The following is a 24,485-nucleotide window of genomic DNA, read 5'->3' on the forward strand; positions in this document are numbered from 1 at the left end:
TGCGCCGGCGGCTCAGCTGACCTGCAGCCGCGTCAAACCACCGGGGCCGGTGCCGGCCTCCTTCCCGGACGGCTGCTGCGGGCCGGCCGCGCCGTCCGCGGCGGCCAGTTCCTGGCGCAAGCCGTCGATCAGCTGCGACACGCCCGGCTCGTTCATGACCGAGAAGTGCGAGCCGGCGATCTGCACGATGCGGATGTCGCCGCGCACGTACTCCTCCCAGCCCAGCCGCATGCCGGCCTGCAGGTACTGGGTGTCGCTTTCCGTGGCCTTGAACAGGGCCAGCGATCCCTCGTAAGGCCCGGGCTGGTAGCGCGCCTGGGCCGCCACGAAGTTGCGGAACAGGTGGAAGTCCACCAGCTCCGGCGGCAGGGGCTCGCCACGGGCCAGCTTCTCCAGCGCCACCGCGTAGGTGGCCTCCTTGCGCTTGCTTTCGCGGCGGCGCTCCGGCCAGGCCAGCAGGAAGGGCAGCGACCAGTGCCGCATCAGCCACAGCTTGCGCAGCAGCGGCACCGGCTTGCGCGCGGCGGTGGGCGACAGCGTGTCGATCATCGCCAGCAGCTCCACCTGGGCGCCGTCCTTGCGCAGCATCTGCGCCATCTCCAGCGCGATCACCCCGCCGGCCGAGTAGCCGGCCAGCCGGTACGGCCCTTGCGGGTCCACGGTGCGCACCGCCTGCACGTACTGCGCGGCCATCTCCTCGACGGTGGACAGCGGCAGCAGCCGGCCGTCCACGCCCTGGGCCTGCAGGCCGTAGAACGGCTGCTCCGGGCCCAGGCGGTCGGAGATGACCTTGAAGTTCAGCACGTTGCCGCCCGCGCCGTGCACGCAGAACAGCGGACGCCGGCCGGGCTGGCCGCGGCAGATCTCCACCAGCGGCGACCAGGCGCGCTTGCCCAGCGGCACCACGGTGGCCGGCGCCTTGGCCGGTGCGGCCGGCGCCTCGCTGGCCGCGGGCGCCATGGCGATGCCGCCATGCTGCGCCACCAGGGCCGCCAGCCGCCCCAGCGTCGGCGCCTCGAACAGCGTGGCCAGCGGCAAATCCACCGAGAACTGCTTGCGGATGCGGGCGAACAGCCGCACCGCCGCCAGCGAATGCCCGCCCAGGGCGAAAAAGTCGTCCTCGCGGGTCACCTCGTCCACGCCCAGCAGCTCGCGCCAGGTCTCGGCGATGGACGCCTCCACCGGGTTGAGTTGCGGCGCGGACGCGCCGGACACCGGGCCGGACGCGCGCGGCGCGGGCGCCGGGCGCGCCGGCACCGCCGCCGCCATGGCCCGGCGCACCGCCGGCAGCGCCACCGAGGACACCATCACGCTGCGCAGGCCATCGGCGAACAGGCGCTCGAACAACGCCGGCGCGTCCTGCGCCAGGATGCCGTGGGCCAGCAGCGTCTCGGTCAGGCCGCCCTCGCGCCTGGCGCGCGCGGGCTCGCGCCGCGACACCGCGTCCGACTCCACGCCGCGCAGCGAGAAGCCCTCGAAGGTGGCCAGCGGCTCGCCCTCGGGGCCATGCAGGCTGACGTCGAAGCCGGCGAAGCGCGCCTGCGGCTGGCCGCGCAGCTCCACCCGGCTGGTGAAGCGCGCCGGCAGCGGCGCGGCCAGGCGGATGCGCTCCACCGACATGGGCACGAACAGGCAGCGGCCGCGCTCGGCCTCGTCCAGCAGGTGCAGGCCGAAAGTGGCGGCCATGTCCAGCAGCGCGGGATGGCAGTGGTAGGCGGCCAGGTCGCCGGCGAAGCGGTCGGGCAGCTCCATCTCCGCCACGGCGCGCCGGCCGTCCAGCCGCATGCGCGCCAGGTTCTCCCAGCGCGGACCGAACACCAGGCTGCCCGTCTGGGGCGGCCGTCCCGGCCGCCAGGAGCCGCCGGCCGCCGCCGGGCCGGCGGCGAGCCGGCCGTTGAACAGGCCCACCGTGGCGCGGGCATGCTCGCGCCAGCGCTCCTCGCCGTCGCCGCGGCTGCGCACCAGGAAGGAGTAGTCGGTGCTGCCGGCCGCGGCGGGGCGCAGCGTGACGCTCACCCGCCGCGGCGCGTCGCGTTCGAACAGCATGGGCTCTTCGAAGGACAGCGACCGGATCTCGACGCCCGCGCCGGGGTGCAGCACGGCCATCGCGGCGCTGGCGATCTCCACGTAGGCGGTGCCCGGCAGCACCGGCCGGCCGTCCACCGTGTGCTCGGACAGCACCCACATGCGCGACGGCGCGTACTGCGCCTCGAAGGCCGTGGCGCCCTCGGCGTCGCGCCGCATGCCGAGCAGCGGATGCAGCACCCCGCCGGCGCTGGCCGCGGCGCCGGCGCGGCCATAGGCGCGCGCGGCCATGCCGGTGTCGCCCCACACGCCCCAGCGGATCACCAGCCCGTCGGGCCGGGACTGGGCCAGCGCGTCCAGGTAGGCGTTGGCCGCCACGTAGTCGATCTGCCCCGGCGGCCCCAGCTCCACGCTGGTGGAGGAGAACAGCGCGAACAGCTCCAGCTCGCCCGGGGGCAGCAGCTCGTGCAGCACCTGCGCGCCCACCGCCTTGGCTCCCAGCACGCGCTGCATGCCCTCGGCGGTCTTGCCGGCGAGGGGGCCGTCCTGCAGCTCGCCGGCAGCATGGAAGATGCCGTGCAGCGCGCCGAAGCGCACCCGGCAGTCGGCGATGACCTGCGCCATGCGGCGCTTGTCGGTCACGTCGGCGGAGTACACGGCGACCTCGGCGCCGGCCTCCTCCAGCGCCACCAGGCGGCGCACCAGCAGGGTCTCGGCCGAGTCGTCGGCGCGGCCGGCCACCGAGCGCCAGTGCACCTTGGCCGGCAGCGGGCGCCGGCCCACCAGCGCCAGGCGCGCCTTGCACTGGGACGCCAGCCAGGCCGCCAGCTCCAGCGCGATGCCGCCCAGGCCGCCGGTGATCAGGTAGACGCCGCCGCTGCGCAGCCGGCTGGGCGCGTCCGCGCCGGGCCTGGGCGCGCGGCCCCAGTCCAGGCGCCGGCGCTGGCCGGCCCGCCAGGCCACCAGGTCGCCGCCCTCCTCGGCCTGCGCCTCGGCCACCAGCAGCGCGGCCAGCTCGGACCAGCGCGTGTCGTCGGGATCCAGGTCCACCAGCCGGGCCTGCACGTTGGGCAACTCGCGCGGGATGACCCGGCACGGCCCCAGGGCCAGGGCCTGCTGCGGCCGGCGCACGGAGCCGCCTTCGGGCGCCTGGCTGCCGGCGGTGGCCACCGTCAGGCGGATGGGATGGGAGACGTCCAGGCCCTGCAGCGCCTGGGCCAGGTGGACCAGGCTGTCGAAGGCGCCGGCGCGGCCCGCCGGGCCGGCGGCCGCGGTGCTGTCCAGCGGTCCCAGGTGGACGATGCGCTCGGGCAGCCCGCCCTCCTGCTCCAGATGGCCGAGCAGGCGGGTGAAATCGCGCGGCTCCTGCACTGCCAGCACGTAGCGTGCGGCGTCCTCGCGCTGGAAAGCGTTGCCATGGCGCGCCCACACCGCCGATGCGCCGGCCGCGGCCAGCCTGGCGAGCAGGGCCTGGGCCAGCGGCTGCGGGCCGCCGACCACCAGCCAGCGGCCGGCTGCCGGCGCCGCGGCGGCCGGCAGCGGCACTTCGCGCCACTGCGGCACCTGGAACCAGTCGTCGTGCGAGGCCAGCCGCTGCAGGGCATGCTCGGGCCGTGCCGGGGCAGCCGCTTCCACGGCCCCCGTGCCGGGCTCGATCCAGTGGCGCTGGTGGTCGAAGGCGTAGGTGGGCAGCGGGATGCGGCGCGGGCGCTGCGAACCGCGCACGGCGGCCCAGTCCAGCGCCACGCCGCGGGTCCACAGCGCGCCCGCCGAGGCCAGCATCACCGGCACGTCGCCGCCGGGTTCCTGCGGCTTGCCGGTGGAGCCCGCGATGGCGCGGCCGGCTCCGGCGCCGTTGTGGCGGGCCAGGGAGCACAGGCCCTGGCCGGGCCCGACCTCCAGCAGCACCGCGCCCGGCAGGCGCTGCAGCAGCTCGCCCAGCGCCTGGGCGAAGCGCACCGGCTGGCGCAGGTGGCGCACCCAGTAGCCGGGGTCGGCCAGCTCGGTGCCATCGCTCCAGGCGCCGGTCAGGGTCGAGGCGAAGCCCATCTGCGCCGGCTGGAAGCGGATGCGCTGCACGCGCTCGCGGAAGTGCTCGATCACGCCGTCGAGCTGGCGCGAATGCGCCGCCACGTCGATGCGCAGGCGGCGAGCCTCCAGGCCGCGCGCGGCCAGTTCCTGCTCCAGCCGCGCCAGCGGCTCGCGCGCGCCGGAGGCGATGCACAGGTCGGGCGCGTTGACGGCGGCGATGTCCACGCCGAAGCGCTCGGCCAGCGGCCGCAGCTCCTGCTCCGGCAGGTCCACGGACAGCATGCCGCCGGGCGGCGCCTGCTCGAACAGCTCGCCGCGCAGCATGACGATGGCCAGCGCGTCGGCCACCGACATCACGCCGGCCAGGCAGGCCGCGGCGTATTCGCCGGCGCTGTGGCCGATCAGGGCCGCCGGCTGCACGCCCCAGCTGCGCCACAGGCAGGCCAGCGAGTACTCCAGCGTGAACAGCGCCGGCATCGCGTAACGCGGCCGCTCCAGCAGCGCCGCCGCGGCGGCGTCGCGCGGGCCGCACTCGAACATGATGCGCCGCAGGTCGGCCGGCGCCTCGGGCGGCATGGCGGCGAAGCACTCGTCCACGGCGGCACGGAACGCCGGCAGCGCCAGCAGGTCGCGCCCGGCGCCGGGGAAGTGGGCGCCTCCGCCGGGGAACATCATCACCACCGGCGGCGCGTCCTTGCCGGCCAGGCCGGTCACCGAGCGCGCCTGGCCCTGCGACTCGAAGGCGGCCCGCAGGCCGTCGAGGTCACGCGCGACCACGGCGCAGCGGTGGCTGAAGGCGCGGCGGCCTTCCTGGGTGGTGAAGGCCGCGGCCGCCAGGTCGAACTCGGGCGGCGGCTCGGCCAGGAAGTCGCGCCACTTGGCCTGCAGCGCCTCCAGCGAGCCGGGCGAACGCGCCGACAGCGTCAGCACCTGCCAGGGCAGCGCCGGCTCGGCGACGGCTGGCAGCGGCGGCTCTTCCACGATCACGTGTGCGTTGGTGCCGCCCACGCCCAGCGAGTTGACGGCGGCGCGGCGCGGCGCCTGCGAGCGCTGCCAGGGCAGCGCCTTGTCCAGCACGCGGAAGGGCATGCGCGCGTCGAAGCGGCTGTTGGGCTTGCGGAAGTTCAGGGTGGGCGGCAGCAGCCCGTGGCGCAGCGCCTGGCAGACCTTGATCAGCGAGGCCACGCCGGCAGCGGTGTCCAGGTGGCCGATGTTGGTCTTGAGCGAGCCGATGCCGCGCCCGCCCGGGCCGGCGTCGCCATAGGCCTGGGTCAGCGCCGCGACCTCGATCGGGTCGCCCACCGGCGTGCCGGTGCCATGGGCCTCGATGTACGACACGCTGGACGGCTCCACGCCCGCCACCGCCAGGGCCTCGGCCGCGGCGGCGGCCTGGCCATCCACGCTGGGCGCCAGGTAGCCGGCCTTGCCGCTGCCGTCGTTGTTGACCGCCGAGCCGCGGATCACGGCGTAGATGTGGTCGCCGTCGCGCAGCGCGTCCTCCAGCCGGCGCAGCACCACGATGCCGGCGCCGCTGCCGAAGATGGTGCCGGCCGCCTCGTCGTCGAAGGCGCGGCAATGGCCGTCGGGCGCCAGGATCTCGCCCTCGGCGAAGTGGTAGCCGCGCCGGTGCGGCAGCTCGATGCTGGCGCCGCCGGCCAGGGCCATGTCGCACTCGCCGGACAGCAGGCTCTGCGCCGCCGTGTGCACCGCCACCAGCGAGGTCGAGCAGGCCGTCTGGATGCCCACGCTCGGACCCTTGAGGTTGAGCAGGTAGGACACGCGCGTGGTCAGGAAATCCTTGTCGTTGCCGGTGTGGCGCAGCAGGAACAGGCCCATGGACTTGACCAGCTGCGGGTTGGACAGCAGGTTGTAGGGCAGGTAGGACTGCATGCCGCAGCCGCCGAACACGCCGATGGCGCCGCCGAACTTCTCCGGCGGGTGGCCGGCATCCTCCAGCGCTTCCCAGGCGCATTCCAGGAAGTGGCGGTGCTGGGGGTCGAGCACGGCGGCGTCGCGCTTGGAGAAGCCGAAGAACTCGGCGTCGAACATCTCCATGTCGGGCAGCACCAGGCTGGCGCGCACGTAGTTCGGGTCGTCCAGCTCGGCGTCGCTGACGCCGGCGGCGCGCAGCTCGTCGTCGGACAGCCACTGGGTGGCCTCGCGGCCCTCGCGCAGCAGCCGCCACAGCTCGGCCGCCGAGCGCGAGCCGGGGAAGCGGCCCGCCAGGCCGACGATGGCGATGCTGCCGGGCGGGACTTCGTAGGCGTTGGAGGATGTGCTCATGGGCGTGCGTTCCTCATCAGGAAACCGGGGTCTGCTGGGCGCCGCTGCGCGATCGCATGGCACGCCGGGCCTGGGCGCGGCTCAGGCCGTCGGACACGGCGGTGGCGTTGCCGCGTCCCGCCAGGTGGGCGGCGATCGCCGCCACCGTGGGCAGGCGGAACATGTCGGTGATGGACACCTCCTGCCCGGTCGCCTCGCGCAGCCGCCGCTGCACCTGCACCACCAGCAGCGAATGGCCGCCCAGGTCGAAGAAGTTGTCCTGGGTGCCCACCTCGGACAGGCCCAGCACCTCGGCCCAGATGGCGGAGATGGTCTGCTCCAGCTGGCTGGAGGGCGGCGCCGGCGGCTTGGCGGCTGCGACCGGCTTGGACTGGGCCAGCGCGTTGCGGTCCACCTTGCCATTGGGCGTGAGCGGGAAGGCCGCCATCACCAGCACCGCCTTGGGCACCATGATCTCCGGCAGCTCCTGCGCCAGATTGCGCCGCAGGGCCTCGGCTTCGGGGGTGGCGCCCGCCTTGGGCACCACATAGCCCAGCAGGAAACTCTCGCCCACGCTGTCCTGCCGGGCCAGCACCACGGCCTGCTGCACGCCGGGCTGGCGCATCAGCGCGTTCTCGATCTCGCCCAGCTCGATGCGGTGGCCGCGGATCTTGACCTGGTGGTCGATGCGGCCCAGGAACTCGATGCGCCCATCCGGATGGCGGCGCACCAGGTCGCCGGTGCGGTAGAAGCGGCTGCCGGGCTGCGCCGCATCCGGGGTGAAGCGCTCGGCGTTCAGCTCGGGCCGGCCCAGGTAGCCGCGGGTCACTCCCTCGCCGCCGATCAGCAGCTCGCCGGGCACCAGCGCCGGGCACTCCTGGCCCCGGGCGGTGCGGATGGACAGCTGGGTGTTGGCGATGGGCTGGCCCAGCGGCACGAAGTCGCCGAGCTGGTCCAGGTCGCAGGTGGTGGACCAGACCGTGGTCTCGGTCGGCCCGTACATGTTGACGAAGCGGCCGGGCAGCAGGGCCCGCAGCTCGCGCGCCAGCTTGAGCGGCAGCGCCTCGCCGCCCACCAGCAGCGCCGACAGCCGGGACAGCGCCTCGCGGCCCTGGGCATCGGCCGTCAGCATGGTGGCCATGGACGGCGTGCACTGCAGGTGGGTCACCTCGTGGCGCAGCAGGTCGCCGGCCACCGACACCGGGGCGGCCGGCTGGCGGCGCTGGCGCGAGGCGTCCATCAGCCGCTTGAGGTCGTGCAGGTGCTCCAGCACCGTCTCGTTCGGGATGCCGAAGTCGATCAGGCAGGCGATCTCGTCCACGCCGGCCTCGCGCAGCCTGTCCACCATCGCCAGGCAGCGCTCGGGCGCGCCGATCAGGGAGCTGGTCTTCCAGTAGCGCGAGAACGCGTGGTCCAGCAGGGCGTCCATGTCCTGCGCCGACAGCGGCTCGGACTCCATCACCTCCAGCGGGCTCTTGCCGTTGGCCGCGCCGCGCTGCACGAAGGTGGGGAAGGACCAGGCGGCCTGGCGGATCAGGTCCACCGAGCTGCGCAGGTAGGACTTCATGGGCTCGCGCGCGACGGCCAGCACCGCCTCCTCGTCGGGGCCCACGAAGGTGTGCATCATGATCGTGACCTGGCCATTGCCGGGGTGGCCGGCCTTGCGCCAGGCGGCGCGGTACAGCGTGATCTTCTGGGCCACGTCCTCGATGCTCTGGCCCAGCAGGTGGGTCAGCAGGTGGCAGCCCCTGGCGCCGGCCTGCTCGAAGGTCTCCGGGTTGCCGGCCGCCGTCAGCCACACCGGCAGCTCGCGCTGCACCGGCCGCGGCAGGGTGCGGATGGACACGTCCTTGCCCTGCGGTCCCGGGAAGGCCAGGGTCTCGCCGCGCCACAGGCGGCGCACGGTCTCGATGTGGGCCAGCATGCGCTCCTTGCGGTCGGCGAAGGCCTGCGGCGCGAGCACGAAGTCGTTGGGCTGCCAGCCGGCGGCGAACGAGATGCCGACCCGGCCCTGCGACAGGTTGTCCACCAGCGCCCAGTCCTCGGCCACCCGCACGGGGTGGTGCAGCGGCAGCACGCAGCTGCCGGCGCGGATCTGCACGCGCCGGGTCACGGCCGCGATGGCGGCGCTGGCGACGGCCGGGTTGGGATAGAGGCCGCCGAAGGCATGGAAGTGGCGCTCGGGCGTCCAGACCGCGGCGAAGCCCTCGCGGTCGGCGAACTGCGCGCCCTCCATGAGCAGGCGGTAGCGGTCGGCGCCGCCGGCCGACTCCTCGCTGGCGAAGTAGAACAGGCTGAACTCGGGGCCCTGCCCTCCCGCCTCGGCTGGCGCCGCCGGCGCATGGCGGGAGTGCAGCACCACGGTGAAGCCGCGCGACAGCGTCCACAGCAGCTCCAGCACCGAGATGTCGAAGGACAGGCTGGTCACCGCCAGCCAGCGGCCTCCCGGCTCATGAGGGACGCGCTCGTCCATGCCGGCGAAGAAGTTCATCACGTTGCGGTGCGTGACCACCACGCCCTTGGGCCGGCCGGTGGAGCCGGAGGTGTAGATCACGTAGGCCGCGGCATCGGCCTGGGCGCCGGGCAGCGGCTCGCCGGTTCCCTGGTCGGCCGGGGCCTCCTCCAGGATGAATGCCTTGGCGGCATCGATGTCGAGCACGCCGCGCGTGTGCCGGCTGCAGACGATCAGCGGCGCGCCGGAGTCCTCGGCCATGAAGCTCAGGCGGTCGCGCGGGTACTCGGGGTCCAGCGGCAGGTAGGCGGCGCCGGCCTTGTGGATGGCCAGCACGGCCAGCACCAGCTCGGGCGTGCGCGGCAGGCACAGGCCGACCACGTCGCCGGGACGCACGCCGCGCTGCCGCAGCACGCGGGCCAGGGCGTCGGAGCGCGCCTGCAGCTCGTGGTGGCTGAGGCGGCTGTCATGGTGGCGCAGCGCCTCGGCCTCGGGATGGGCGCGCGACCAGGCGCCGATGGCGGCCGGCACGCCGCCCTGCGCATCGAAGGACACCATGGTCGCGTTCAGCCGGGCCAGCTGGGCGGCTTCGGCCTGCGGCACCAGGCTGACCTGGGCCAGGGGGCCGGTGGCCTGCGAGAAGGCACGCAGGTAGGCGGCCAGGTGGCCGGCCATCAGCCGCGCCGTCTCGGGCGCGAACACCGCGGCGTCTGCCCGCAGCCACAGGCCTTGATCATCGGCCTGCAGCACCAGCTCCAACCCGGCCGGCGCCGGCATGCCGTTCAGGCACAGACCGTACTTCGCGCACGGGTGGGCGGCCGGGTCAGCGCCGCCCAGCCGCAGGGGCAGGTCGCGCGTCGCCGGCCCGGCCTCGCGGGCCTTGGCGATCATGGCCTCGGCCTGTGCCACCTGGCCAGGAACCTGCGCGGCGGCCGGCGTCGCCACGTCCAGCGGCCCGCCCGCTGCCAGCCACAGGCCCAGCGGCTCGGCCTGGCGCCGCAGGATCTCGTCGCCATACCAGAGGGACACGCGTTCCTGTCCGGTCAGGGCCGATAACCAGGCGGCGAAACCCGCCAGCGCCACCGCGGCCGGCAGGGCCAGCTGCAGCGGCACCGCGGGCGGGACCGCCGCCGAAGCGGCCGCCAGCCGCGGATAGGGCAACTGCGGCGCGGCGGGCGCGGCCAGGGCCGGGGTCCAGAACGCTTCGGCGCGGGCGATGCGCTCGGCGCAGGCGGAGAGCAGCTTGCGCACGGTAGCGGGCAGCGTCGGCAGGCGCATCCCCACCCGCACGTCGCGCAGGGCGGCGCCGCCGGCCGGGTCCAGGCAGCCGCCCAGCAGCAGCTCGCCGCGGCCGGTGGCCACGCGCAGCCCGTCGCCGTCCACGCCCAGCACGACTCCCGCGGGGGCGGTGGAGACCGGCGCCACCACTTGCGCCGTGCGCACCAGCACCAGCCGGTCGCCCAGGTAGAGCTTGGGTCGCGCCAGCGGGTTGGGCGAATGGCCGAAATCCAGGCCGCGCACCAGCGCCGCCAGCTGCTCGGCCGCACGTTCCAGGTCCAGCGTGGCCAGGGCCTCGGGGCGGCGATGGCGCCCGAACCAGCTGCGCTCCCCGGATTGCGGCGCCAGCGGCACGCCGCCACGGCCGATGTCGGCCACGATGTCCTGGAATGCGGCCAGCCCGGCCTCGTAGCAGCGCGCGTTGAGGCTCAGCGAGGTGTCCTGCGGCGCCACCGTGAACAGCGACTGCCGCGCGATCCGTCCGGCATCCACCGCAGCCGTCATCTCGTGCCAGGTGATCCCATGCTCCTTCTCGCCGGCCATCAGGGCCCAGGCGGTGGCGTTCAGCCCGGCGTAGCGCGGCAGCGGGCCGTCATGGAAGTTCAATGCCAGCTTGCGCGCACGCGCCAGCAGCGACGGGGGCAGCACGCGCAGGTTGGCGACGCTGAACAGGTAGTCGAACTCGCCTTCGGGCAGATCGCCACCGGCTTGCGACGACAGCGTCGGCAGGCCCAGGCCGTCAGCCCACTGCCGTATGCCGGCGTCGTCCGTGAGGACCGCGACGATGCGGTGCCCGGCCGAGCGGAACGCTTCCGCGCACTGGACGAGAAGACTGCCGTCGCCGACGAAAACTGCAGTACTGGACATGGACATGGAGGCCTTGAAAACAACCGATAGCTCATGGTAGGGCGACGGTCAAAACGCGTGAGACGATTTTTACAGCTTGCAAAGGATTTGCTTCAAGAATGGCCCGAATGGACCATGTTCCATTCGCCTGCAGCACCTACGATGAGCCGCATTCATGCAACACAGCCATGGCGCCCACGCAACCGGGGATCTTTCGCAGCAGGTGGATGCGGGCCTGTTCGATCCAGCGGCCCGCCGCATCGCGCAGACGGGCCGACAGCAGATCGCTCCCCTCGCGCACCAGCTGCAGCAGGGGCTGCCCGTCCACCAGCCCCGTGCCCTTGGCTTTCCAGAATGCTTCCATCGAGGTCCAGCAAGTTGCAAAGTCCCCGGGCGGTTCACCAGAGGCAGTCGGGGGCCGTTCCACGAAACTTTTCAACAGCGCAAAATCGAAATTCACGATTTTCTCGGATTCGATATCGATGCCTATCGGTTGGTTGGCCAGGGCGAATGCGACAGCTTCGCGCGTGTGCGACAAGCTGAAGAAGGGTGCGCCGGCCGCGCCGGCCAGGTGGGGCCGGCCATGAGCATCCTGTGCGAACACCAGGGCGGCCGGGTCCGTCTGCAGCGCCTGCCCCAGCACCAGCCGACGCAGCGCGTGGGCCATCACGTAGGCATGGCGGTCGGCCTGCAACCGCAGGCGCGCGGCGCGTTCACGCTCCGCAGCGTCGAGCAGCTTCCAGGCGCGCGACTGCAGCTGCGGCCATGGCATGGCGCCGGCCGCCAGCAGCCAGGCGCTGGCTCCACCGGCTTGCACCGGGACGGCGCCCAGGGCGCTTGCAGTCGTCTCCATGCGGCGATGTTGCAACACACGAGCTGGCTGAGGTGCTCATCCGTGAACCGTCGAGTGGCGCAAAACCAGCTACTTACAAAAAAAATCGATTTTTACCTACAAGCTCTTCCATGGTGCCGCAGGACCATGGCTTCTCAATGAACCCAGAGGCGAAAGAGTTCCCATGATTCGAGAGCGCAATGTTCAAGCGGGCCCGGTCCGCCCCATCCCCATCTTCACCTACCACCAGCTGGGGCTCGTCCCGGGGTCGGACGTACCGTACCGCACGTTCGTGACCTCGCCGGAGAAATTCGCGCGGCAGATGAGCCTGCTGCATGCCCTGTGCTACAAGGGCCTGTCCATGCGCGAGCTCGAGCCCTACCTGCGCGGCGAGAAGACCGGCAAGGTGGCGGGCATCACGATCGACGACGGCTACCGCAACACTTTCGAGCAGGCGCTGCCGGTGCTGCGCTACTACGGCTTCTCGTCCACCTGCTACATGGTCAGCGGGCAGGTCGGCGGCAGCAACGTGTGGGACCTGGAGCACGGCATCGCCGAGCAGCCGCTGATGGACGCGCGCCAGCTCAAGGCCTGGATCGCCAGCGGCCAGGAGGTCGGCTCGCACACCCGCAACCACGTCAACCTCTCGCGCAGCGACGACGCCACCGCGCGCCAGGAGATCACCGGCAGCCGCCAGGACCTGGAGAAGCTGCTCGAGACCGAGATCCGCCATTTCTGCTACCCCTACGGCGGCCATGACGCACAGCACCTGGACATGGTGCGGGAAGCGGGCTACGTCACTGCCACCACCACCGAGGAGCGCCGAGCCAGCCGCCTGGACACCCCGCAGGCCCTGCCCCGCTTCACCATGTTCCACTCGACCAGCCAGCTCGGCCTGTGGGCGCGCCTGAACGTCGGCGTCGGTTTGCTGCGCGGCAGGGGCCGCCGCGTCGCGCCGCCAACGCCCTCCATGATCGCACCGGGCCTGCACGTCCCGAGCTGAACGGCACCAGGCGGCCCGGCCTCAGTCCCGGGGCCGCAGCCGCTGCTCGAGTTCACCCAACAGCGGGCGCAAGCCCTCCCCTACGCTGATCTGCGGGTTGGAGAAACCGTCCGGCTTGCCGGCCTGCACCTCCCGCTCGCGGATCAACGGCACCGCCTGCCCGAACGCCGCTTCGAACGAGTGGGTGCGCCGCAGTTGCTCGTCGAACACCGCGCGCCCGAAGAAGGTCAGCTCCGACAGGCGCCCGCAGCCGTACGAGGTGTGCATGGCGTCGGCCGCGGTCATGACCAGGCTGCGCTCGCCGGCCAGTGGGCCGATCCAGCCGCCCGAATAGCAGGCCGAGACCGCGATCACCCGGTGGCGGATGCCGGCCTGGTCCAGCGCGTCGCGCAGCTCGCCCGGACTCAGGGGCTGGACCGCCAGCGGCCAGTGCGAAGCCGCCAGCCGGTGGTCGCTGGCGCCATGCGAGGTGAGATAGACCACCAGCAGGTCGCGCCCGGTATCCATGCGCGCGGCCAGGGCCTGCACGGCCCGCCGCAGGTTCAGCGGCGTGGCCCAGGGATGGGTGGTCGCCGTGGTCGCGTGGTTCACCAGGTGCAGCACCCGCCCCCGGGCATCGAAACGCTCGGCCAGCAGGCTGGCGACCATGCCGCTCTCGCGCAGGAACACGTCTTCCCCGGCATAGGGCGCGAACACCAGGCCGTACACGTCGACCACGTCCTCGCGCTGCGCGGCCAAGCCGTCGACGGCACGCTGCCAGGCCGCCTGCTGCGCCTCGAAGGTCTCCTGGCTCAGCTCCAGCCGCGGCGCATCGGGCAGCCCGGCCGGCTGCGCCACCCAGGGCCGGTCCGGGAACTGCCATGCAGTCAGCGCGAAGACACCCAGCAGGCCCGCAGCCAATCCGGCCAGGCCGGCGGGTCGCGCGCCCAGTCCCCACGCCAGCCGCAGGCCGGCGACGACGAGCCAGCCCCACAGCCCGAAGTACAGCGCCCACGCCGTCCAGCCGCCGCCCGCCAGCCAGGCCGGCAGCCGTTCTTGCGTCTGCGCAATGCCCAGGCCCAGCGACACCAAGGTGACCGGCAGCAGCGCGGCCGTCCAGAGCGCGAACCAGGCCGCCAGCCCTGCCGACCCGCCGGCCCGGGCCGCGCCAGCCAAGGCCCACCACACCACCAGCAGCAGCGCGGCCGTGCCCCACCAGGGCGCGAGCCAGGCTTGCAGGTCGAAGCGGGCCGGACCGGCGATCTCCAGTCGGCCCAGGCCGAGCTCGACCGCCGTGAGCAGCAGCACCAGCGCCGCCACCTGCCACGGCGTAGGCCGGTGGCCCCCCACACGCGCCGGCAGCAGCAGGCCGGCCCGCAGGCCCTCGGCCAGCCAGCGCCACCAGGGCAGGAAGCGGTCGCCGGGTGCGGCAACGGGATCGGCTTGCAAGGCGTTCATGGCCGGCGATCATGCCAGCCCGGCCGCCCGGGCCAGCCTCAGCGGCCGGCCGCCTGCAGCAGCGGCCCCGCCAGTTCGGGCGCGGCGCGCAGCCGCTCCCGGCCCGTGTAGCAGAGGAAGTGCCGGTTGGTGGCGCGTCCGATGGCGCACAGGCCCAGGCGCGCGGCGATGTCGTGGCCCATCTGGGTGATGCCGCTGCGCGAAACCACGACGGCCACGCCCATCTGCGCCGACTTGATGACCATCTCGCTGGTCAGCCGGCCGGTGGTGTAGAACACGAAGGGCTGGTCCGGGTCGGCCGCGGCGGTGTCGACGCCGTTCATCCACATCCAGCCGGCCAGCGTGTCGATGGCGTTGTGCCGCCCCACGTCCTCCACGAACAGCAGCATGCGCTCGCCGCGGAACAGGGCGCAGCCATGCACCGAGCCGGCGGACTTGTACGTGCTCTCCTGCAGCCGGATGGCGTTGACGACGCCGTACAGCTGGGCCTGCGCGAGCTGCGCCTGCGGCAGCGCGATGGCCTCGATCTCGTCCATCAGGCCGCCGAACACGCTGCCCTGGCCGCAGCCGGTGGTGACGATGCGGCGCGCGGTACGCTCCTCGATGCGCTCGATGCCGCCGCGCGTGCGCACCGCAGCCGCGCCGACCTCCCAGTCGACGGTGACCGATTCCACCTCTTCGACCGAGCGCAGCAGCCGCTGGTTGCGCAGGTAGCCCAGCACCAGCCACTCCGGGTGCGCCCCCAGCGTCATCAGCGTGACCAGCTCGCGCTTGTCGACGTAGACGGTCAAGTCGCGTTCAGCCGGGATCGAGATCGCCAGTTCCCGGCCGTGTTCATCCACGGCCTGGACCTCGCGCGTCAGCGGCGCGCGGGCATCGGTCAGGCGGGGCAAGGCCATGGACGAAGATATTCGCCGCCGCCGGCCGAGGCGGCGGACGGAAGGGTTCAGCTCAGGGCTTCTTGGCCGGGGCCATCTCGGCCGACGACGGCTTCACGCTCGGCGGGCTCGCGGCCGTGCCGGTAGGCGAGTGCGCGCCGGAGGTTTCCAGGGGCTTCTGCGCCGGCGCGTTGTAGGCGAACGGGCCCGGGTCGGGGCAGCCGGCCGCCGCAGCGGGTGCCGTCCCGCCCGTGGAAACCGGCACCATGGCGCCTGCCTTGCGGTAGCGGCTGGCGATGCGGTCCTGCGCCCTGCACAGCTGGAAGGCGTCGACCTTGGCCTGCCAGGCCTGGCGGGCGGCCGTTTCGGCGGCCTTGGCCTTGGTCGCGTCGTCCTGCGGCGGCAGCTTGGCCAGCGTCACGGACGCGAAAGACAGCAGGAGGGCGGAGAGGTAGATCTGCTTCATGCTCGAATCCTTCAGGCGGTGCGCACGGCGTCGGCGCCCAGGCCGGCCGGCTTGCTGCGCTGGGCCGGGATCTTGCCGGCCTGGACGTCCTCGTACCAGTAGGCGTGGTGCTCCTTGGCCCAGGCCTCGTCCACGTAGCCGGTGCGCATGGCCGAGTAGGCGCCGCGCATGCCGATGGTGCCCAGGTAGATGTGGCCCAGGAACATGCACATCATCAGCACCGTGGCCACCGCATGGACCATGTGGGCGATCTGCATGGTGCCGCGCTCGTACACCAGGTTGGGGATCAGCTTGTCCAGCACCAGGCCGGAAGCCACCACGATGATGCCCAGGAAGAACACGCCGCCCCAGAAGACGACCTTCTCGCCGGCGTTGAAGCGGTGCGAGGGCGGCTCGTGGCCGGCCTTGCCGAACAGCCCGCCGCCCTTGAGCAGCCACTTCAGGTCGCCGCGCTGGGGCCAGTTGTCGCGCAGGAAGGTGAAGAACACGATGGCCAGCGACACGGCGAACAACGGGCCGGCGAAGTTGTGGATGTTCTTCAGGGCGTAGGTGAGCCAGCCGAACAGCGTCCCGCCCATGATGGGCAGCAGGAAGAACTTGCCGAAGGCCATCACGATGCCCGAGACCGCCAGGGCCACGAAGGCGATCGCGTTGGCCCAGTGCGCCGAGCGCTCGAACGGGGTGAAGCGCTCGATGCGGCGGCCGGTGTGGCCATGCGTCTCGATCGCGCCCTTGCTGAAGTAGAAGATCGCGATGGCGCCCAGCACGATCAGCAGCAGCGCGCCGCCGTAGGGAAGGATCCAGTTGTTGCGCACCTGGCGCCAGGCCTCGCCCGCCGTCGTCAGGCGCGAGCCGGGGTACTGCACCTGCTCCTGGATCAGGATGCCGGCCTCGGGGGCCTGGCTCCTGGGCAGGCTGGTGTAGCCCTCGGCGCCGGCCTGGACGCCGCGCCACATGGGCGAGTTGTTGCCCGGCTGCACGCGGTTGCGCTGGGCGTTGTTCTGCTCCATGTAGCCGGGCAGCGAGGAGGCGTCGGGCTTGACCTCGGGCTTGACGTCGAAGATGTTCTGGCCCTGGATGCCGCCCTGCCCCGCGCCCTGCGCGGGCGGTGGCGGCGGATCGTCCTGCGCCCGGTTCTGTGCCGAGGCGCCCGCCACCAGGCCCAGTGCCACGAAGGCGGCCACGGCCAGCGTGCGGCTCAGGCGGGCCGCTGCTTCAGTTGACCTTGGCATAGTCGTTCTGCCCCTGCTGCGTCCGGGTCTTGAGCTGCTGTTCCCAGCTGGCCTTGTCGCCCGGCTTCCAGCCGCCGGCCACGTAGGGCATGCCGGTGCCCTGGAAGGACGCGGCGTCGCTCTTGACGCCGCCGGCGGTCTGCGGCTTTTCGGTGCAGGCGGCCAGGCCCAGCACCGCGGCAACGGCGATGGCGGCCCGGATCACGACTTGCCCCCCTGCGGCTGGCCGGCCTGGCGGGAACCGTAGGCCGTGCCCCAGCCCCAGACCTCGGCGCCCTTGCCGCGCTTGAGCACGCGGTTGCGGAAGATGTCGGCCACCACGTCGCCGTCGCCGGCCAGCAGTGCCTTGGTCGAGCACATCTCGGCGCAGGCGGGCAGCTTGCCTTCGGCCAGCCGGTTGCGGCCGTACTTCTCGAACTCCGCCTGCGAGCCGTTGGCCTCGGGGCCGCCGGCGCAGAAGGTGCACTTGTCCATCTTGCCGCGCACGCCGAAGGTGCCGGCCGCCGGGAACTGCGGCGCGCCGAACGGGCAGGCGTAGCTGCAGTAGCCGCAGCCGATGCAGGTGTCCTTGTCGTGCAGCACCACGCCCTCGTCGGTGCGGTAGAAGCAGTTGACCGGGCACACCGCCATGCAGGGCGCGTCCGAGCAGTGCATGCAGGCCACCGAGATCGAGCGCTCGCCCGGCACGCCGTCGTTGAGCGTGACCACCCGGCGGCGGTTCACGCCCCAGGGCACCTCGTGCTCGTTCTTGCAGGCGGTGACGCAGCCGTTGCACTCGATGCAACGCTCCGAGTCACAGATGAATTTCATTCTTGCCATGGTGTTCTCCTCAGGCCGCTGCCTTCTCGATGTTGCAGATCGTCGTCTTGGTCTCCTGCATCATCGTCACGCTGTCATAACCGTAGGTGGTGGCCGTGTTGACCGCCTCGCCGCGAACCACCGGCGCCGCGCCCTTGGGGTAGTAGGCCAGCATGTCGGCGCCCTGCCAGCGGCCCGAGAAGTGGAAGGGCATCCACACCGTGTCCGGGCCGACGCGCTCGGTCACCATGGCCTGCACGTCCAGCTTGGCACCGGTGGGGCTGTGCAGCCACACGCGGTCGCCGTTGCGGATGCCGCGCTCGGCCGCCGCCTTGGGGTTGATCTCCACGAAGGCTTCCTGCTGCAGCTCGGCCAGCCAGGGGTTGGCGCGGGTCTCCTCGCCGCCGCCCTCGTACTCGACCAGGCGGCCCGAGGTGAGGATCAGCGGGAACTTCTCGTGCACCTTGTCGGCCACGTTCTTCTGCTGCACGGTCTTGTACAGCGTGGGCAGCCGCCAGAAGGCCTTCTTGTCGTCGTGGGTCGGGTACTTGGCCACCAGGTCGGGCCGGGTGCTGTAGATCGGCTCGCGGTGCTGCGGGATCGCGTCCGGGAAGTTCCACACCACCGCGCGCGCCTTGGCGTTGCCGAACACGTGGCAGCCATGGTTCTTCATGGCCACGCGGATGATGCCGCCCGACGGGTCGGTCTTCCAGTTCTTGCCCTCGGCCGCGGCACGCTCGGCCTCGGTCAGCTCGCCCCACCAGCCCAGCTTCTTGAGCAGCACGTGGTCGAACTCGGGGTAGCCGGTGGTGATGTCGGCACCCAGCGAGTGGGAGCCGTCCTCGGCGAGCAGGTTCTTGCCCTCGCGCTCCACGCCGAAGTTGGCGCGGAAGTTGCCGCCCCCGTCCATCACGTGCTTGGAGGTGTCGTACAGGTTGGGCGAACCGGGGTGCTTGAGCTCGGGGTTGCCGAAGCAGGGCCAGGGCAGGCCGAAGTAGTCGCCGGTCAGGTCGTAGCCGGTTTCCTTGTCCTTGACGCCGCCCTTGGCCTTGAGCGTCTTGACGTCGAAGGCGTGCATGTTGCGCATGTGCGCCTTCAGCCGCTCCGGGCTCTGGCCGGTGTAGCCGATGGTCCAGACCGACTTGTTGATCTCGCGCAGGATGTCCTCGGGCACCGGCTCGTCCAGGCCCTTGATCTTCTGCATCTTGTAGTTCTTGACCAGTTCCTTGCCGAAGCCGAGCTTGTCGGCCAGCTGGTACATGATCATGTGGTCGCTGCGGCTCTCCCACAGCGGATCGATCACCTTCTCGCGCCACTGGATCGAGCGGTTGGAGGCCGTCACCGAGCCGCTGGTCTCGAACTGCGTGGCGGCGGGCAGCAGGTACACGGCGCGGTTCGGGTTGAGGTCCTCGGGGCGCCCGGGCATGGCCGCCATGGCGGCGGTGGCCGAGGGGTACGGGTCGACGACGACCAGCAGGTCCAGCTTGTCCATGGCCCGCTTCATCTCGAGACCGCGGGTCTGCGAGTTGGGCGCGTGGCCCCAGTACACCACCGCCCTGAGGTTGGGGTCCTGGTCGATGTTGTCGTTGGTCTCCAGCACGCCGTCGATCCAGCGCGAGACCGTGATGCCGGGCTTGGTCATCATGCCGGCGCTGGCGAAGCGGCCCTTGATCCAGTCGTACTCCACGCCCCAGGCGTTGGCGAAGTGGCGCCAGGAGCCCTCGGCCACGCCGTAGTAGCCGGGCAGCGAATCGGGATTGGGGCCGACGTCGGTCGCGCCCTGCACGTTGTCATGGCCGCGGAAGATGTTGGCGCCGCCGCCGGACACGCCGATGTTGCCCAGCGCCAGCTGCAGGATGCAGGAGGCGCGCACCATCGCGTTGCCGATGGTGTGCTGGGTCTGGCCCATGCACCAGACGATGGTGGACGGCCGGTTCTTGGCCATCATCTCGGCCACCTTGTAGACGGTGGCCTCGGGCACGCCGCAGGCCTCCTCGACCTTGTCGGGCGTCCACTTGGCCATGACGTCCTTGCGGACGTCCTCCATGCCGTAGACGCGGTCGTTGATGTACTTCTTGTCCTCCCAGCCGTTCTTGAAGACGTGGTAGAGGACGCCGAACAGGAACGGGATGTCCGAGCCGGAGCGAATGCGCACGTACTCGTCGGCCTTGGCCGCGGTGCGGGTGAAGCGCGGGTCGGCCACGATCATCTTGCAGCCGCTCTCCTTGGAGTGCAGCATGTGCAGCAGGCTGACCGGGTGCGCCTCGGCGGCGTTGGAGCCGATGTACAACGCGCACTTGCTGTTCTGCATGTCGTTGTACGAGTTGGTCATCGCGCCGTAGCCCCAGGTGTTGGCGACGCCGGCGACGGTGGTGGAGTGGCAGATGCGGGCCTGGTGGTCGCAGTTGTTGCTGCCGAAGAAGCTGACGAACTTGCGCATCAGGTACGCCTGCTCGTTGTTGTGCTTGGACGAGCCGATCCAGTACACCGAGTCCGGGCCGCTGGCCTTGCGCAGCTCCTGCAGCCGGGCGGCGATCTCGTTGAGGGCGGTATCCCAGCTGATGCGCTCGTACTTGCCGTTCACCAGCTTCATCGGGTAGCGCAGGCGGTACTCGCCGTGGCCGTGCTCGCGGATGGCCGCGCCCTTGGCGCAGTGCGCGCCCAGGTTGATGGGCGAGTCGAACACCGGCTCCTGGCGCACCCACACGCCGTTCTCGACCACCGCGTCGATGGCGCAGCCCACCGAGCAGTGGCTGCAGACGGTGCGCTTGACCTCGATCTTGCCCTGGCCGACGGCCGGACCGTCGCCGCCGGCCGCCCGGGCCTTCTTGACGAGCGTCAGGCTGCCGGCGGCGATGCCCACCCCGACCCCGAGGCCGGAGCGGCGCAGGAACGCGCGGCGGTCCATGGTGGGCAGCGCGTGCGACAGGCCGCGCTGCAGGCTGTGGACGAAGGGCGAACGTGCGCCCGCCTGGGCGGAACCCGGTTTCTTGGTCAGCAACATGGAGGCCTCCGGAAGGACGGAGTTAGATGAGGGTGGTCTTGTAGTACTGCTTGACGTGTTCGGTCAGCTGGTAGCCGCCGCCTTTGGCGGGGGCTTTCTTCGCGACGGGCTCGGCCGGTTCGGCCTCGCGCACGGCGGGCAGCACGGTGGCGGCTGCGGCGATGGCGCCGACGGTTCCGGCGCCGGCGAAAAGCGTCCGGCGGGATAGCTTGCTGGTGGGCTGGCTCATGCTGTCTCCTGGTCCTGCACTATGAAGGCATGTGCATAGGGCAACGGAATGTAGCCTCCGCACCGGGGCGGCGCAAGCGAGTGATTACCTAGAGAGCCGCGGATCCGATAGCCCCGCCAAGGTCAGCAGAAAGCGTGCCATGTTGCCGCACAGCCTGGCGGCCCCAGTGTCCGCAGGGAGCGGCGCCGCGCCGTGGCCGGCCGGCGCGCCAAGCTGTCGCAGCCTGCGCGACAACTTGTCGCAGCGGCCGGGGACGGAACCGGCAAGGGGCCATGCCCTTTTCCGAGTAATTCCCTCAACCGCCTCCTAGAATCCGCCCGGCCTTGCCGCCCGACCCATGACCGCACCCTCCCCGCCCCCTGCCGACAAGGCCGCCGAAGGCTGGCCGTTCTGGTCCATCCTGGTGGTGGACGACGAGCAGGGCATGCGCAACTTCCTGGTCAAGACCCTGGTGCCGCGCTGCCATTTCGTGATGGACGCGGGCAGCGCGGAGGAAGCCGCGGAGCTGCTGCGCGGGCACCACGTCGACCTGGTGATCCTGGACATCTCGCTGCCGGGCAAGAGCGGCGTGGCCTGGCTGAAGGAACTGCGCGAGCACGGCTTCTCGGGCGAGGTCATCCTGATCACCGCCTTCGCCGACCTGGACACCGCCATCGAGGCGCTGCGCGCCGGCGCGTCCGACTTCATCCTCAAGCCGTTCCGCGTCCCGCAGATCCTCAACTCGGTCAAGCACTGCTACGAGCGTTCCCGCCTCAAGCGCGAGAACTACATCCTGCGGCGCGGCCAGCCGGCCGACGTGATGCAGCGCGGCGGCCTGGTCGGCGCGTCGCCCGTGATGGAACGGCTGTCGCAGTCCATCCGCCGCATCGCCAGCGTGCACAGCACGGTGCTGCTGCAGGGCGAGTCGGGCACCGGCAAGGAGCTGGTGGCGCGCGCCCTGCATGGCCTGAGCAGCCGGGCGCAGGGGCCGTTCGTGCCGGTCAACTGCGCATCCATGTCGCCCGAGCTGATCGAGAGCGAGCTGTTCGGCCATGCCAAGGGCGCCTTCACCGGCGCGGCCAAGGCGCGCGACGGCCTGTTCTACTACGCCCAGGGCGGCACCCTGTTCCTGGACGAGGTGGCCGAGCTGCCGCTGCCGCTGCAGGCCACGCTGCTGCGCGCGCTGGAGGACCTGAAGATCCGGCCGGTGGGCAGCCAGCAGCTGCTGCCGGTGAACGTGCGCATCATCGCCGCCACCAACCGCTCGCTGGCGCAGGAGGTGGCAGCCGGCCGCTTCCGCAAGGACCTGTACTACCGGCTGCAGGTGGTGGAGCTGACGCTGCCGCCGCTGCGCGAGCACAAGCAGGACATCCCGCAGCTGGTGGCGCACTTCATGTCGCAGCTGGCGCCGGCCCTGGGCGCCGAGCCGCTGGCCATCAGCGAGGCCGAGATGGCCTTCCTGATGCAGTACGACTGGCCGGGCAACGTGCGCGAGCTGCGCAACCTCGTCGAGCGCTCGCTGATCCTGGGCACGCTCAACGTGTCGGCCCTGTACGCCCAGCCGGCCGCCGCGCAGCTGGCGCCGTCCGGGCAGCCGACCCCGCTGCACCTGCTGGAGAAGCAGCACATCCTGGCCGTGCTGGAATCCGTGCACGGCGACAAGACCCGCGCCGCCCAGCTGCTGGGCATCTCCCGGCGCACCCTCGAGCGCCGGGTGGCCGAATGGAGCGCGTGATCCGCTGGCCGTGGCTGGCGCGCTCGGTGCGCAACAAGCTGCTGGCCATGGCGCTGCTGCCGCTGCTGGTGGTGCTGCCGCTGCTGGTGGGCGCGCTGGCGCTGTGGGGCGACCAGGCCTACGACCGGCTGCTGATCACCAAGGTGCGCAGCGACCTGGCGGTGGCGCACGGCTACTTCGACCAGGTAGTGGCCGAGGTCGGCGGCGGCACCGAGTCGGTGGCGGCTTCGCATGCCCTGCGCCGCGCGCTGGACGCGCGCGAGCCGGCGCGGCTGGCCGCCCTGCTGGACCAGCAGCGCCAGCGCCTGGGCCTGGACTTCCTGGTGATCGCCCCGCCCGACGAGCCGCCGCTGGTCGGCCACGGCGCCGGCGGCTCGCGCTCGGCGCGGCTGGTGGTGCTGGAAGGCGCCCGGTTCGCGCAGCTGGCGCCGCACCTGGCGGGGCGGGTCGCCGTGCCGCTGATCGCCACCCGCAACGCGGCGCCCAGCGAGCGCAGGGTGGAGGACCGGGCCATGGTGGTGCTGGCCAGCGCCGAGGTGCTGGACGACGCCGGGCGCGCCACGGCCCTGCTGCGCGGCGGCGTGCTGCTGAACCAGAACCTGCCCTTCATCGACCACATCAACCGCATCGTCTACCCCGAGGGCTCCCTGCCCTTCGGCAGCCAGGGCACGGCCACCCTGTTCCTGGGCGACGTGCGCATCACCACCAACGTGCGCCTGTTCCGGGACGAGCGCGCCATCGGCACGCGCGTGTCGCGGGCCGTGAGCGACGCGGTGCTGGGCCGCGGCGGCACTTGGCTGGACCGCGCCTTCGTTGTCAACGACTGGTACGTCTCGGCCTACGAGCCGCTGCTGGACGGCCAGGGCCGGCACGTGGGCATGCTGTACGTGGGCTACACCGAGCGGCCGTTCCGGCTGGTCAAGTACACCGCGCTGGCCGGCATCGCCGTGCTGTTCCTGGCCGTCATGGCGCTGGCCGCGGTGTTCTCGCTGCGCTGGGCACGCAGCATCTTCCGGCCGGTGGAGCAGATGAACCGCGCCATGCGGCTGGTCGAGGAAGGCGACGCCGCGGCCCGGGTCGGCCCGGTCGATGCGCGCGACGAGATCGGCGCCCTGGCCCAGCACCTGGACCACCTGCTGGACGTGATCGACGAGAAGACCCGCAGCCTGCAGCGCTGGGCCGACGAGCTGGACCGCAAGGTGGCCGAGCGCACGCGCGAGCTGGCCGCCAGCAACGAGTCGCTGCGCCGGGCGCAGCAGCAGCTGGTCAAGTCGGAAAAGCTGGCGGCCATCGGCCAGCTGACGGCCAGCATCGCGCACGAGATCAACAACCCGATCGCCGTGATCCAGGGCAACCTGGACCTGATGCGCGACACCCTGGGCGTCCAGGCCGAGCCGGTGCGGCCGGAGCTGAAGCTGCTGGACGAGCAGGTCGAGCGCATGCGGCTGATCGTCACCCAGCTGCTGCAGTACGCCCGGCCCACCGAGTACGCGGGCTATGTGGAGACGATGGACGTGAACCGGGTGCTGGACGAGTGCCTGGTGCTGGTGGCCCACCTGCTGGCCCAGACCCGCATCACGGTGGCCAAGGAGCATGGCGCCACCCTGCGCGTGGGCATCAACCGGCAGGAGCTGCAGCAGGTGCTGCTCAACCTGATCATCAACGCCATCCAGGTCATGCCCGAGGGCGGCACACTCACCTTGCGCAGCCGCGACTGGGAGCGCGGCGTGCTGCTGGAGGTGCAGGACAGCGGGCCCGGCCTGTCGGCCGCGGTGCGCGAGCGCCTGTTCCGCCCGTTCTTCACCACCCGCACCGACGGCAACGGGCTGGGCCTGTGGATCAGCCAGGGCCTGGTGGAGCGCTACGGCGGCTCGGTGAGCGCCGCCAACGCGCCGGGCGGCGGCGCGGTGTTCAGCGTGCGGCTGCTGGCCGAGCCGGAGGCGCCGGCCGAGTCCTCCGCCCCGACCAACAATGGCCGGCCGCTGCTGGAAACCTAGC

The 24,485-nt window shown here is 72.0% G+C and carries 14 protein-coding genes and 2 pseudogenes; 3 read left to right on the forward strand and 13 right to left on the reverse strand.

Annotation, left to right across the window (positions count from 1 at the left end):
- Nucleotides 1–12 precede the first annotated feature (12 nt).
- From RTA_RS15560 to RTA_RS19920, 5 genes and pseudogenes are all read right to left on the reverse strand, one after another.
- On the reverse strand, nucleotides 13–6,339 hold the full coding sequence (locus RTA_RS15560; RefSeq protein ID WP_013902382.1) for a type I polyketide synthase: 6,327 nt from the start codon (nucleotides 6,337–6,339) through the stop codon (nucleotides 13–15).
- 16 nt (nucleotides 6,340–6,355) lie between these two features.
- Complete coding sequence (locus tag RTA_RS21510) at nucleotides 6,356–8,719, reverse strand: MupA/Atu3671 family FMN-dependent luciferase-like monooxygenase (protein ID WP_438865683.1); 2,364 nt, start codon at nucleotides 8,717–8,719, stop codon at nucleotides 6,356–6,358.
- Nucleotides 8,711–10,048 (reverse strand): annotated as a pseudogene (locus RTA_RS21515) (AMP-binding protein); the annotation flags it as partial. The gene RTA_RS21510 and the pseudogene RTA_RS21515, both read right to left, overlap by 9 nt.
- A gap of 399 nt (nucleotides 10,049–10,447) precedes the next feature.
- A pseudogene (locus tag RTA_RS21520) lies at nucleotides 10,448–10,921 on the reverse strand (formyltransferase family protein); the annotation flags it as partial.
- Between the two features lie 130 nt (nucleotides 10,922–11,051).
- A complete protein-coding gene (locus RTA_RS19920) occupies nucleotides 11,052–11,747 on the reverse strand; it encodes a 4'-phosphopantetheinyl transferase family protein (protein ID WP_049871312.1) in 696 nt (231 codons plus the stop codon).
- A gap of 163 nt (nucleotides 11,748–11,910) precedes the next feature.
- On the opposite strand from RTA_RS19920, the gene RTA_RS15575 reads away from it, so the two are divergent.
- Nucleotides 11,911–12,729: a polysaccharide deacetylase family protein gene (locus RTA_RS15575; RefSeq protein ID WP_013902385.1), complete on the forward strand. Its 819-nt coding sequence runs from the start codon at nucleotides 11,911–11,913 to the stop codon at nucleotides 12,727–12,729.
- Between the two features lie 21 nt (nucleotides 12,730–12,750).
- Here RTA_RS15575 and RTA_RS15580 read toward each other — a convergent pair whose 3' ends face one another.
- The 8 genes from RTA_RS15580 to RTA_RS15615 are packed head-to-tail and all read right to left on the reverse strand — an operon-like array spanning nucleotide 12,751 to nucleotide 20,773.
- Nucleotides 12,751–14,166, reverse strand: coding sequence for a C13 family peptidase (locus RTA_RS15580; RefSeq protein WP_013902386.1), 1,416 nt, complete (start codon nucleotides 14,164–14,166; stop codon nucleotides 12,751–12,753).
- A gap of 38 nt (nucleotides 14,167–14,204) precedes the next feature.
- A complete protein-coding gene (locus RTA_RS15585) occupies nucleotides 14,205–15,065 on the reverse strand; it encodes a formate dehydrogenase accessory sulfurtransferase FdhD (RefSeq protein WP_049871313.1) in 861 nt (286 codons plus the stop codon).
- A gap of 52 nt (nucleotides 15,066–15,117) precedes the next feature.
- Entirely contained in the window at nucleotides 15,118–15,510 is a 393-nt protein-coding gene (locus tag RTA_RS15590; RefSeq protein ID WP_013902388.1) for a hypothetical protein, read from the reverse strand.
- Between the two features lie 11 nt (nucleotides 15,511–15,521).
- The gene (locus tag RTA_RS15595) at nucleotides 15,522–16,742 is read right to left on the reverse strand and encodes a formate dehydrogenase subunit gamma (RefSeq protein WP_013902389.1); all 1,221 of its coding nucleotides are present in this window, start codon (nucleotides 16,740–16,742) and stop codon (nucleotides 15,522–15,524) included.
- Entirely contained in the window at nucleotides 16,726–16,947 is a 222-nt protein-coding gene (locus tag RTA_RS15600) for a hypothetical protein (RefSeq protein WP_013902390.1), read from the reverse strand. The genes RTA_RS15595 and RTA_RS15600 overlap by 17 nt, the downstream gene beginning before the upstream one ends.
- Entirely contained in the window at nucleotides 16,944–17,561 is a 618-nt protein-coding gene (gene fdh3B, locus RTA_RS15605; RefSeq protein ID WP_013902391.1) for a formate dehydrogenase FDH3 subunit beta, read from the reverse strand. Before fdh3B ends, RTA_RS15600 begins: the two co-directional genes overlap by 4 nt.
- Before the next feature lie 10 nt (nucleotides 17,562–17,571).
- Nucleotides 17,572–20,544: a formate dehydrogenase subunit alpha gene (locus RTA_RS15610; protein ID WP_013902392.1), complete on the reverse strand. Its 2,973-nt coding sequence runs from the start codon at nucleotides 20,542–20,544 to the stop codon at nucleotides 17,572–17,574.
- A gap of 22 nt (nucleotides 20,545–20,566) precedes the next feature.
- Nucleotides 20,567–20,773, reverse strand: coding sequence for a formate dehydrogenase (locus tag RTA_RS15615; protein WP_013902393.1), 207 nt, complete (start codon nucleotides 20,771–20,773; stop codon nucleotides 20,567–20,569).
- Nucleotides 20,774–21,110: 337 nt separating this feature from the next.
- Between RTA_RS15615 and RTA_RS15620 the strand changes: the two genes are divergently transcribed.
- Together RTA_RS15620 and RTA_RS15625 are read left to right on the forward strand one after the other, a co-directional pair.
- Entirely contained in the window at nucleotides 21,111–22,487 is a 1,377-nt protein-coding gene (locus RTA_RS15620) for a sigma-54-dependent transcriptional regulator (RefSeq protein ID WP_041675658.1), read from the forward strand.
- The gene (locus tag RTA_RS15625) at nucleotides 22,475–24,484 is read left to right on the forward strand and encodes a cache domain-containing protein (RefSeq protein WP_013902395.1); all 2,010 of its coding nucleotides are present in this window, start codon (nucleotides 22,475–22,477) and stop codon (nucleotides 24,482–24,484) included. Before RTA_RS15620 ends, RTA_RS15625 begins: the two co-directional genes overlap by 13 nt.
- The last annotated feature ends 1 nt before the right edge of the window (nucleotide 24,485 follow it).

Origin of the sequence: Ramlibacter tataouinensis TTB310, from assembly GCF_000215705.1 — a bacterium.
Lineage (GTDB): Bacteria > Pseudomonadota > Gammaproteobacteria > Burkholderiales > Burkholderiaceae_C > Ramlibacter > Ramlibacter tataouinensis.